Origin of the sequence: Posidoniimonas polymericola, from assembly GCF_007859935.1 — a bacterium.
Lineage (GTDB): Bacteria > Planctomycetota > Planctomycetia > Pirellulales > Lacipirellulaceae > Posidoniimonas > Posidoniimonas polymericola.
Genome location: NZ_SJPO01000007.1, coordinates 366267 through 378965, shown reverse-complemented (window position 1 = coordinate 378965; position 12699 = coordinate 366267). Strand labels below are relative to the sequence as shown.

Sequence of the window (12699 nt, the reverse complement as noted above, 5' to 3'; positions counted from 1 at the left end):
CGCCACACCGCCCAAAATCCTCAAGGCGACCAAACTGCAAGTACAAACCGCTAACCAACTCAGAGGGTTAACGGCGTAAGTCGCCTCCGGGGCGTCGTGTTCGAGAAGGTTGTACAACGATCCAGCCCATTGATTCAAGGTCGAGAACCGCGTTGAACGGCTCTTGGAGCGACGCCCGTCGCGAATCACCGCCGCTCTATCAACGGCGCATGGAGTCGTGCCGCGAATCTTCGCGCCGCGGCTATTCGACTTGCCTCGGCAGCTTCGTCAGGCAGCTTTCCTTTCGTAGCACTTCAGCACCCCGCCGAGCCGCTCCCGGCAGACCACTTCGTCGCCGCTGCTCGGAGGATCGTCCGTATCGGACCAGTCCCCAAGAAGCGGCTTGTTGTCTTTCCTCTGATGAGGGCGAAGTTCGTGATAATAGTCCACGAATTCGGAAACCAAGTAATCGAGGTGATTCAAGCCGCAGGCGATGAAGCGGTTCAGGCCTTCATACTTGACGCTCTGGATCCAGCGTTCCACAAACGCGTTATGAGTCGGAGCCCGGGGAGCCGTTGGCTCAACGGCAACGCCTGCTTCCGAAAAGACTCGATCGAACCGCTTGCTGTACTTGAAGTCCTGATCGCGAAATAGGTAGCGTACTGGCAACTCCATCCCCTTGGCTTGTTCCAGCATCGATTCGGCCTGCTCGACCATCCATTTATCATCCGCCTTGTAGGTTGCCGGCGAACAGATCACACGTCGAGATTGGATGTTCAGAAACACCAGCACATACGCCTGCCGTAGCCCTGTTGGAGTGACCACCATCTTCGAGAAGAAATCGACCTGCCAAAAGGTTTCGGCGTGGATCTTGATGAGCTCGTCCCACGTCCCCCTGCCCCGCTTCGGGCTGGGCGAGACGCCCTCCTCTTTGAGGATCGTCCGCACCGTCGTGCGACCAACAGACTGGATGCGGAGCTTCTTCAGCTCGCCGACAATCCGACCGTACCCCCAGCCAGTTTGGGTAGCAAGTCGAATAACGATCTGCCGCAGGTTCTCGGGAGTGCCCTTGCGGCCCATCTTTTTGGCCGGGGGCTGCCCTTGGCTTCTCCGCTCACGCCAACGCTGGTACGTTCGGGGGTGCACGATCGAAACCAGCTTCAGCACGTCCGAGCCGATGCCGTCCCCCAGCCCCAACAAACGCTCTCTTTCCTCGTTCGAAAGGAAGATACGGCTTTGCGGGACGCGCGCCTGGGTCATCTCAAGCTCGGCCTTCAAGAACAGGATCTGCCGCCGGAGCTGGTCTTCGTCAGAACGCGCCAGCAGAAACAACAGCGGCATAAACCAATCCTTCATCAAGCAACCATCCTGGCGAGATTCCCCGGGAAACTGGGGTGACAATCTTTCCGAACCCCTGATGTCGCTTGATTCTCTCAGCAATGACGCTGGCTTCAAGCATCATTCCCCGTATGGCTTTCAAAGAATTCGCAACGGCCGGAATAGCCAAGCTTGGGGCCTGACTCCGCGTACCGTTTGTACCGGATTAAGGCCGCCTGTACCGAAATACCTGACAATCCTTGATACGGTTTGATAGACTCTCACTTGCTGCGAAAGCAGGTTTCCCCCTGGTTTTGCCGAGAAATGAGCAGTTCCACGGCTGGTTAGAAATCGCCTCATAACCTCGAGGTCGTCGGTCGATGACGTCCTCGCTCGTGATGCTGCGATCGCACTTGAGCGTCACGCACTCCCGCGTGTACTCATCGACGATCGACAGCCACTTCAGCTGCGTTCCGCTGGCCGTCTTGTCAAACGCGAAGTCCCACGCCCAGACGTGGTTCTTGTGCGTCGCCTGCTGGCGGTCGCAGCCGTTCTCGGCAACGCCCAGTCGGCGGCGTTTTTGCTTCTTCTGCAGCACTTTCAGCCCCTCCCGACGCCACAGACGGAGGATGCGAGATTCGCTCGCCCGGAAGTCGTCCGCTCGCAACAACGCCGCGATGCGGCGGTAGCCGAACCGCGGCCGCCTACGCGCCAGCTGCAGCATCCGCTTCAGCAGCTGGGGCTCATCGCTCCGTGGCTTCGACTCATAACGCTGACTCGAACGCGGCTGGCCGATCGCGCGGCACGCCCTCCGCTCGGAGAGGCCCAGCTGCTCACGCAGCTTGGCCACCGCCGCTCGCTTCCGGGAAGGGCTCAGAAGTTTCCCTCCGCGACGATCTTCAGCGCCTGGTTGTCAAGCGAAAGGTCCGCCACCAGCTGCTTCAGGCGGCGGTTCTCGTCTTCCAGCTTCTTCAGCCGAACCGCCTCCTCCGACTTCATCCCGCCGTACTGCTTACGCCAACGCTCCAGCGTCGACTCGCTGACTTCCAGCGCCTACAGCACCGCCGCCAAGTCCTTGCCGGCATTCAACATCGCGTCCGCGTCCCGCAGCTTCTTCACGACCTGCTCCGGGCTTTGACGACTTCTTCGCTTCAAACTCATCCTTCAGTCTCCTGGCACTGCGGGCAGTTGAGGCCTTCATAACCGCTGGATCAGGTTTTCGATAGCAGGCCAATCTTCCTCCCGAATCGAGAAAGCCAAAGCTTGACTTGCTAGCGGCCGAGCGAGAAGATGCGTTTCGCGGAACGGATACATTCGCCTCGCGAGGATCAATTAGCCCTCCCGCGCGATGGTAATCCACTGCCCTGACGACACATCGACCTCTACGGCTATGTCGATGGGCCGGTGGTTAGGGACCACGACTTTCTTGCTTGAACCTCCCTGGGCTCCGACGACCCACACGCCCGGTGCAGGCGGGCAAAAGAGAATCTGTATTCGCCGCGAATCCGGGGCGTCTGCTTCTACACGAAAACTGATGCGTGAGAGTTCGGGCTTGACCAGGATCGCCTGCGCCTTTGCAAACCGGTTTTGCTTCAGCTCCAGGTGGAACGCACGGCCTCCGATAAGCGCGCTGAACCGGCGACGCACACCGTCGCGCGGAACGACGCCAATCGCGTCATCCGTAGCGTTCGAGGCGCTGCCACCAAAGCAGATTCTTCCAAATACCGGATCGTCCGACAGGATGGTTCGCGCGGCCCGCAACGCCGCGCAGTAGCCGAGATCGATTTCGCAGGCGTAGTACCACGAGCCTCGGTGATGAGGCTGCTCGAGCCAAGTCTTGCCACTGATGGCGGGCTCGAAGCCTCCGCCCGCGCCGCCGTCATTCTCTTTACCGGGGAACCAATACCCGTAGTTGGATTCCTCGGTGCCGGTATTCATGAGAGCCCACGAGCTCAATACCGACGCGTACCCGAGACGCAAGTAATCCGACGGGTGTTCCGCATAGCAGAGCCCGTAATCGAGCACGGCCCAGCCTCCCATCTGCGACATGTAGCTGAGCGTGTAGGCGTCTCCGCCGCGACCGCGGTAATCGCTGCCAAGATAGTAGTAGGCCGGCTCAATTACCCCTCTGCAGAAGAGATTGGCCTGCATCTGAGCATCCATGAAATCCCGGGCCTGGTCCGCGGTGTACCCCAGTGAATCCAAGTCTACTCCACTGGAGACACGTGACAACGCGTACTTAGCCAGTGCATGCGTCGACTCAAATCCGGTCGAGTCGAACGCGTACTCGGACTGGAACCAGTCGGCCTTGCCACCGACAAAGAAACGCACTTTCGCCTCCCAGCATTGCCGCAGCAGATCACTCTCCGACGTCTTGCCCGCGGCCTCGAGCGCGTCTATCAGATCGACGAGCACGAGTTCGTTGTAGTAGCCGGTGGTGTAACCCGACCACTCGACGATGCTCCAGGGCACAGTGAACATCGCCCTCGCCGTACCGTAGGCGCGCTCCAAGTACTCGTCCGACGAGAGCTTCGTTTCGATCTCGGGGTGATCACGGGCGAGCAGGTGCATGTGGTAGTAGATAAGCACGACGTGCGGATAGTCGTAGGTGCGCCACAGGTGCAACTTCCCCTTGGATCCAGGATCGTTGCTGTCGCGGTTCTGTTTCCAATCGGGGATGCCGTAAATCCCGTAGGAGTGGGACTCCTTGGTCGTCCTCTGCAGCCTCCCCCATACAAAGTGCTCGATGTATTCATCGAGCGCTCTGACTTCTTCCTGCCGCGGGATTAGGGAATTCTTGGCCGCGAGAAACGCCGGTTTGCACAGCCCGGGATCGTCGCACGAGACCTCGTAAATTCGCCACCCTTTAATCTTGTCGTAGTTGTCGGGGCCGAGGAGCGTGGCGGACTCCATGTTCCACTCTGAAAGCAGTCCGTTGTACCACTTTTCGGAGGCGAGGTGCTGGCAACCGGCGATGAATCGGCCTCGTTTCTTGATCAGCTTTTCAAGGGGTTCGGTAGAAAAGTACTCGAGATGTACGTGGCGATTGTCGCCGTAATTCACGGTGAGTCGGTTCTCACCGAGCTTGTGAAAACGCACACGGAACCGCTTGTAGTCGCCGTTTGAAGGGAGCTCGGTAATGTTCGTCTGCTCGGGATACTCCGCGACGATGCTCTTGATGTCCACCCGGCTGCGCAGCGCAAGCTCCGCGTCGAGATCAGACGGGATCGTCATTCCGGGCGCTACCTGGACGTCGACCAACCCATTGGCGTAGAGAGCGTCTCGCACGGCGCTGTGGTCCTCGACCCACTCAAATCGAAATGAATAAGTGCTGGAATCTCGGTCCCCTCCGAGTGGGTCAAGCCGGCACGCAGTGTGCGGCTGGCGCCAGGTCCCTCCGTGATGCGAGGCCTCCTCCCCCGCTGCGCGCGAGTGCGCGTAGACCCAGTACTCATAGGCGTCGTTGTCTCGCCTGCCCGCGGTCCAGTACTCCAACGAAGTGTCGTCTGAGGGAGTCATCAACAGGTAGGGGCCGACGCTGTTCGACCTCATCCAGTAGAAGAATGATCCGTGCCCCGAGACAAAGCTGTGCTTGAGCACCGAAGAGGTAGACGAGCCACGCTGGAATTGCGTGTTCATCGGAAGTGGGACCGCCAGGTCTCCAATCTCGACCTGTTCGCCTGCGAGGTTCTTGACCGTCGCCCGCAGGGTAACGGCGTGTCGCGACACCTCTGTTTCGATTCCGATTTCGAGTGCGGGTTTGCCGTCTCTTGTGATCCGGTAGCTAGCGACCCGAGCACCGGCGCCAGAGGCGGATGCTTGGGTCTGCCGTTGGGCGCCCCGAGTTGACGCCTCGATCCAAGGTCCGCTCTCGTCGCGATAGCGGAGAACCACGTCGCCTAGTCGCGATCCGGCCCGCAGGTACGGGGTGTCAAACGCATCGTCGCGGCGCCTTAGGCTGGTGACGTGGCCGCTGTTCCACTCCAGTTCAAAATCGGAGGGCGGCGCCTCGACAGCAGCCACCGCGGGCATCCCCGGGCAGAGGAGCGCCGTAGTCAGCAGCGGGACAACGCTTAAATGGCGGCAGCGTCTCTCGCAAGCTATCGCAAACAGCATGTATCGACTCCTACGGTTGGTCAGCGTGAAACCGCCAGTCGACACGCCCTTCATACGCCATGGTTTCGTGAACAATCGTGTGCAGCGCTGGATCGTAACCTTGCAGCTCCTCTCTGCTCGGCGCCGGGTGGGTCGAACCGCCGGCGTCAAAGTAGGCCACGACTCCGGACGCCAAGTAGTCTGCATCGCTGCTAGAAGCGGCGGTTCCTGACCAAAGGCCGGCCTTGAGAGCGTTCGCCCGGGCGTCGCGCACTTCCTTGCCGAACCGCTCGTCGAGTCGCCGCACGTTGAGTTCATACTGCTGGACGTCGCGTCCGCGGTTCTCCCAGTTTGGATCGATCGCCCGGACCGCGACTTGCCCATAGAACGCCTTGGCCATCGAGTACACTACAGGGTTCCCAATTCCAGAGATCTCGCCGGCTGGTTTCACCGCGGCGTCGCTTGGAACCACCAAGGTCGCGGTCGCCGGCAGGTAGTCTGCCTGGCGATCGCCTGGCGAAGCGCCCGCCGCTTCAAATTCCGCCCACTCAGGCAAATCAGCTAGCCGCTCGTTTTCGCCGAGCACCACAAGCTTGGCGTCGTCGTTGATCAGCGTCTTAAGCAGGTCGTGGCGATACGCAAACATCTTCCTGACGGTGTCGTTGACCTTCAGCAGGGCTTCGTCGCTGACGGCATTGCCAACAACGCAGAACTCACGCGCCCAAGAGAACTTTGTGTAGTAGCCCGGAATCTTGAATCGTTGGGGTGGGGAAATCACCACGGGGTGCGATTGGAGGAACGAGTAGCGCCAGACGCTCTCCGGCTCGAGTTGAAAGGTCGATCGCACCAACTCGTACCCCTCGGGATCGTAGGTCCGCAGAACCTCGCGAGTACCCACCGGCCCATGGTTCCAATTGTTCACGCGGTTGCAGTCGAAGTAGGCCTGCACGGCCTCGGCCCAGTATTCCCCGGGATTGCCGCGGGCGTAGGCGCCGACGTACTTGCCTTGGTCGCAAACACTGCGGTAGACCGATTGCAGACGATCCCTCCAGTCTGAATCTAGCGAACGCAGGGTTCCGTCAATGGTGTGGCTGAACTCGTGCACGGCAATGCTCTCGTCGTCGTACCGATCGAGGGCGAGAGAAAGGAGGTTCTCTTCGCCAAAACTCGTCGGCTTGCCGCCAGTGCCGCGCACGCGCTCGTTCATGAAATCTTTGTCACGAACGTGCCGGTTTTCCGGCATATCGGTGTACACCTGGTCCTTGCCGATGATGATGAGGTACATGCCGTTATCGACCATCTGCTCCAGAATATCGGGTCGCCCCGCAAGCATTGCGTCGACTATCTCGCACGCTCTCACAAGAGCTTGGTCCGCAACCTCCTCAGACGCGACGATCGGCAGCCCGTTGGCGGAAGCGTACTTGGCGTAGAAGTTCCTTGCCGCATCCCGATCCCGCTCCCCGACGAGGTCAAAGAAGGATGCGGGGGGAGGCGTCAAGACAGGCGTTCCGGCTGAACAGGCATCGTTCGACACAAGCAGCAGAACTGCTACCAGGGACCATACTGCCGTAGTAGAAATCGCGGCGGGCATTTGCTGACCTTTGGTTAGACTGAACTACGACGCCTGTTCCTACCTAGTCACCTGAACCCGACAGCTCCGGCCGATGCCGGCGCGCTCGTTGGCCTCGAACCGGACGGTCGCGCCCTCCTCGCCCTGGCGGTTTGACTGCATGTCACTGGTCGAGCAAAGTGCCGCTACGGCGAGCTTGAGACGCTGCTGTCGCTCTCCGTCCGCAGCAACGAAACACGCCCTCAAATGCACATGGTGCACAATGGCATTTCGGGAGCATAGCAAAAGAGGACCCGTCGGGCAAATAAATCTTCGCCGTTATTACGGGCAAGCGGCGCTCAAGTATCAACTCGCCGTCGCGAACCGGGCTCTGGGAGCGGCTTGCCGGACTGGTGGAGAAACTCGCAATCCACTTATTGCCACGAGTGTGTGTTTCCACGATCCCCTGTGACGCGTGAGCGACTGGCACGGAAGCTAACCGCCAGAAGCCGGAAGCTGCCGGACGTCGTAAAGTTGGTTGACACCGTCGAAGGGAACCACCTGCGGCGCCCCATCGGGCCACTGGACAGACATGGATTTCACTTTGGCGTCCCGACCTAGGCCGATGGTTACCGGGAGTTCAACCTGGGAGAGGTAGCTGCGGGTCGGCATCACTTGCCGTTCGATGGTTCGATCCTCCAAATCGATACGGATCCAGGCCCCGATGGCGTCGCGGTTGCTCGTGGAACCGGTTAACCGGAACCGGATCCAGTCGTTTTCGAGTTCTTGGTCGTTACGCACTAGCCTCGCCGCGCCGCCGATGGCGGTTATGACGAGATCGAGATCGCCGTCGGAGTCGATGTCTGCGAACGCGGCACCACGCCCCACCATCGGCCGGAGCAGATCTTCGCCTGCCGAGGATGCGCCGATTGTGACGAACTCGGTGTCGTGCTCCGCACCGCAGTTCCAGAACAGATGGGGGCTCTGCTCGTAGTGCTGACTCGGCTGCACGCGGTTGATCTCTTCTTCCAGGTGCCCATTGGCGGTGAAGATATCGAGCCGCCCGTCCAGGTCGCAGTCAAAGAAGAACAACCCGAAACTGAGCTCCAGTCGCGAATTGGGGCCAAGTCCGGTTGAGACCGCTTCGTCCATAAACTGCATCTCTCCCTTGTACGAAACGTACAGAGCGGTCATCTCGTTGGAAAAGTTCCCGATGGCGATGCCCAGGGCGCCGTTGTCGCGGAATCGCGCGACGTCGATGCCCATTGCGCCACGGGCGGCGCCGTTCATGTCGAACGCGATGCCCGCGTCAATAGCCACTTCACGGAAGGTCCCATCCTGCATGTTGTGGAACAGGAAGTTCTGCACAGTGTCGTTGGCGACAATCACGTCGATCCAACCGTCCTCGTCGGCGTCGACGAAGGTCACCCCGAGTGATTTCGCGACCGGCACATTGGTTGCCGCGTTGCGCACTTGCAGGCCTGCAGATTCGGCTACCTCGGTAAAACGCCCATCGCCGTCGTTGCGGTAGAGGAACGGGAAAACGCCCTCAAAGTTCTGGGGACGGCCGTACGCGCGTCCGCCGCCAACGAGCTGGAAGTCCTGCGCCGCATCGAATTCACGACTCCAGTTCAGGTAGTTGCAGACGAACAGGTCGAGGTCGCCGTCGTTGTCGTAGTCGCACCAACCGCAACCGGTGCCCCAGTCGCGGCCGCCGCCGCTAACGCCAGCCTCGTCGGTAACGTCGCGGAATTTTCCGCCGCCTTCGTTGTGCAGCAAACGGTCGCGGCCAACGGCGCTGAGAAAAACGTCGACCAAACCGTCGTTGTCGTAGTCTCCAACGGCGACGCCCATCCCGTACAGCGGCTGTTCGAGGCCCGACCCCGCTGTCACGTCGGAGAAGCGGCCGGCGCCATCATTCGCGAACAGCGCCCCCCCCGCCGATGGTTCAGCCTGCGGGGCGTCGTCCCATGGCCAGTGGCTGAGGCTGTTCACCAGCAGTAGGTCCTGATCGCCATCATTGTCAAAGTCTAGGAAGGCGCACCCTCCGCCCATAGTCTCGGGCAGAAGCTTATCGCCCTCTGCCGCGTTACGGTGGACGAATCCTTGACCAAGCTGACCGGAAATGTCCGTGAATCTGACCGACGGTGGATCCACCATCGGGGCTTCGCGCACCTCGACCGTCGAGAGCTCACTCTCGGTCACGACAACCGGCTCCGTACGGTTGCCGAGGAAAACCGCCACCAAGACGGCCGCGGCCGCGACACTCAACACCAGGAGCGAACGCTTGAGCGCCACGGCGATAGCCGCATCGCTCTGCTCGTCCGCCTCCGAGGGGGCTCCGGGGTCCAACTCATGCTGTGACTTCATTGTCCACCTCCCGCGGGCGCGTCTTCGAGTGCAATCTGATCCGATTCTTTTGCGCTTTCGGCGTTGGCGTCCGTCTGGGCGAGCCCCGGGGCGCCGTCTCGGCTTAAGGAATACTTAACGACTGCTTCCGCAGCGTGGTTGGCCGCGGGGTACTTCTCGCGTGCGAGTCGCTCGGCCCGGCCCTTGGCGTTGTCGTCCATCTTGTACCTCAGGTGCAGACCGGCGTGCTCCGCCGCCTTCTCTGGCTCGCCAAGCTCTGCGTGCAAGAGCTGGAGGTTGTGGTGGGCAGTAAAGTTTTCGGAATCTATCGCGAGGGTTCTCTGGAAGGTCGCCACTGCTTCGGTCCAGGCCTCGTGAGCTTCGTCCGTCCGACCCTGTCGGGCTCGGAGCCGGCCCAGGTCAAACTGAGTCTGCCCCAGGAGATTGATGACTTCGTAATCAAGACTGAAGTCGAACTGTCGCTGCTGCATTACAGCCGTGCTGTCTTCCAGGGCGCTGCGGAGGTTTTGAATCGCTTCGACGAGGCGTCCCTGCTGGCGGTTCACGGCGCCGCTCTGCCAAGCCCAGGTCCAACGAGGGAAGCCTTCGGCGTCGCGGAAAGCGTCCGCCCTTTGTAACGCGGCAACCGCGTCATCGAGCCGTCCTTCTGCGGTGTAGACCCGCGCGAGATTCATCGGGCCGTCCCAGCGGTTGAGTTCCTCCACGTGCTTAAACGCCTCTTCCGCCTGCCGGAGCTCGGCCCTGCCCTTGAGCAGCAGACCGATGCCGTAATCGTTCCATCGCTGCCAGGTAGGTATGTCGCGATCACCATTCTCAGGCGGCTCTTCCGCATCGTCGACAGCGAAAACCACGCTGTCCGAGGCGAGCACCGTGACCGGCAGGTTGTTGACGTAGGGCTTGCCAGGCTCGTGTCCGCGGATGTTCGCGCCCAGTTCTTCGTTTGAGCGGGCGACAAAGTCCATGTAGCGCTGGTCGAATTTACGGTACATCAGCTTCACTTCCACGACCAGCTGCTCGCTCACACCGCTGGGGACTTCCAATTCGTAGTGCACGGTCTGACCTGCGCCGGGCGGGATCTGATTGTTGTAGAGCGGAGTGAAGATATCCTGCGCGTTTCGGCGGTCAATTCGGTTGCCGTCCTTGTCGATGACGAAAACGTTCACGAAGTGCGACCACGGGTCCACTTCATTGCCAAGGTCCGGGTTCATGGCGCCGCTGCGGCCGATGATCCGGTCGCCCGACTTGACGACCACGTCGAGCCAGATCTCGTTAGAGTCGACCGTGCCCTGCGTGAATAGGTGCCCCATCTTCAGTGTGCGGATGACGGCTTCCACGAGGTAGCGGTTTCCAGGAACCAGGACCGGAGCCGCCGGGCGGATGGGCGCCGTGAGCTGTCCATCAATCTCGCCACCCTCTCGGACACCGAAGATGTCGACCCGCATTACGCCGTCCAGAAAATCCTGGTGAGCCCGCACAATGTCCGGCTTGTCGCGCAGCCAGGCGATTCCGGTGTTTGCCGATGGGAAGAGGTGGTTGTGCACGTTCAGCCCGTCGGCGCCTGCGATCTGCTTTGCGCCGAAATCGTCCGACGGCTGGGCCGGCATGTGGCAGTTGTTGCAGTTGGGCTGCGCCTTTGGCGGGTAGTAGAAGCTGCGGATGCCGTGCCCCGATACGCCGCTCAGCAGGTACGGGTCGTAGTGGTTCTGGCCGCGGAGGAATTCCTTGTACTTTGTCAGCTCGCCTGGCAGGTGCACCTTGTGGCAGGTCGAGCAGAACTCCGCGGTGGAGTGGAAGTCCTTCAGGAAGGTCTTCTTGTGAAACGCTGGCTTCGCCTTGATTAGCTGCTGGTTGACCCACTGCAGCGCGCGGTTCTCACTTGAAGCAAACGGGTAGTGCAGCGGAGACTCGATGGTGTAGTCGGCGTTTCCGCGGTTGCTGTTGACATTCGTTATGGCGTGGCACACGGTGCATGTGATGCCGGCCTGAGAGGTGGGGTGCTTCAATGCGTCAAAATTCGGGTCGTCGAATGCCCCGCTGAAGAATGGCACCGGGTCGTGGCATCCGGCGCACCACCGAGAGGCCTGCACCGACTGATCCCGCTCCATCGAGACCTTCCGCGTCTCCGTGACGCTCGCCAGGTAGGGGGGGTTGTTGAACGAGCTGAAGCGGTGCACGCTGTCGGACCACTGGGCGTGTACGTCGGCGTGGCAGGTCTTGCAGTACTCGTCGTTCATCAGATTCTCGGCCGGGATAAAGTCCCCGGTCGAGGTTCGGGCCAGCGACGGCTCGAAGTACTTCACGCCGGATTCGGGTCCCAGGGCGTGCCACTCACGCGGGTCCTGGGCCTGCAGCCAGAGCATAGCAAGAACCGCCGTGGCCACCGCGCCAAGGTAGGCGCCGCCGATCCTCCATTTGATTCGTGGGCCCGCCAGTCGGTGGAGCCAATAGAGCCAGCCCGCTACCAGCGGACACGCCACGTGCATCCAATAGATCGTTTGACGGGCGGACGGGTCACGAAGGTCGAATCCCCCCAGACGCATCAACAGCAGCCCACTCACCAGTACGGCGACACAAACGCCGAACAATGCGTAGCCAATCCGGACCGCGCGGCGGTTCTTCCGGTCTTTCGCGGCGAGCATGTGCCGGACGCCAAATATCAAGAACGGCGTGATAAGCACGAGCCCCATGACCAAATGAGCCAGGAACATGTACTGATAGAAGTAGTCTTGGTAGGTCTCGCCGGTAAACCACTCCATTGCCGTTACCGAAGATAGGTAGGCGGAATTGGCCGCCAGCACGGCGACTAGGCCGAAGATAAAGTAGAGAAGCACTCGCATACGGCCACTGACTGAACGTACGTACGGCTTCTTTCGGACGGGCTGCATGCCCTCCTGGGGAGACGACTTAGCCACCATTATTCTCCTGGTCTGACCATCGTGACGCACAAGCCTGCGATGAAGGCCTGGGGGAGCGACGGCGTTGCGCGCTGCACCGCGCGAGACAGTCCAAGCGATCCCTTCAAGTCGCCACTGAACGGCGCAGCCGCCTATCTGGCGAGTCGGTGAGGATCTTGTCGAGCCCAAGCCACGTCAGGAGAAACGTGGGGGAGGATCCGGCAGAGGGAAGAAGCCCTTGAGAGAATGCAAACGCGAGCAGGCCGCAATCCAATTTCGTGGGCCTGGAGCCCCAGGGGCATCGGCTGTAAGCAGCGCCAATTGCGCCGAACTAATTTCGCGCGGAGTAGGCGGTGGTGTCGGCGTCGCCGAATGAGGCGGCAAACGCCTCCCCCCGCACGACGGTCCCGCGCAACCGTGTGGGGTAGTCGGCCGTCCTTGCTTCGCTCCTGAATGGCCGTCGTTCGGTCGTGACTTCTCGCCCTCTTGAGCCTC

General features: G+C 60.8%; 6 protein-coding genes and 1 pseudogene. All 7 read right to left on the bottom strand.

Going from position 1 to position 12699, the window contains the following annotated elements:
* Positions 1-267 precede the first annotated feature (267 nt).
* A complete protein-coding gene (locus Pla123a_RS15985; RefSeq protein ID WP_146588731.1) occupies positions 268-1335 on the bottom strand; it encodes an integrase core domain-containing protein in 1068 nt (355 codons plus the stop codon).
* Positions 1336-1522: 187 nt separating this feature from the next.
* A complete protein-coding gene (locus Pla123a_RS15980) occupies positions 1523-2146 on the bottom strand; it encodes an IS3 family transposase (protein WP_146588729.1) in 624 nt (207 codons plus the stop codon).
* A 47-nt stretch (positions 2147-2193) separates the two neighbouring features.
* Positions 2194-2457 (bottom strand): annotated as a pseudogene (locus Pla123a_RS25440) (transposase); the annotation flags it as partial.
* Between the two features lie 171 nt (positions 2458-2628).
* Positions 2629-5412, bottom strand: a complete 2784-nt coding sequence (locus Pla123a_RS15970) for a DUF5695 domain-containing protein (RefSeq protein WP_197528035.1) — start codon at positions 5410-5412, stop codon at positions 2629-2631.
* A 10-nt stretch (positions 5413-5422) separates the two neighbouring features.
* Positions 5423-6982, bottom strand: coding sequence for a hypothetical protein (locus Pla123a_RS15965; RefSeq protein ID WP_146588725.1), 1560 nt, complete (start codon positions 6980-6982; stop codon positions 5423-5425).
* Positions 6983-7435: 453 nt separating this feature from the next.
* Entirely contained in the window at positions 7436-9310 is a 1875-nt protein-coding gene (locus Pla123a_RS15960; RefSeq protein ID WP_146588723.1) for a CRTAC1 family protein, read from the bottom strand.
* Positions 9307-12147, bottom strand: coding sequence for a multiheme c-type cytochrome (locus Pla123a_RS15955; protein ID WP_231956510.1), 2841 nt, complete (start codon positions 12145-12147; stop codon positions 9307-9309). The genes Pla123a_RS15960 and Pla123a_RS15955 overlap by 4 nt, the downstream gene beginning before the upstream one ends.
* Positions 12148-12699: the final 552 nt, after the last annotated feature.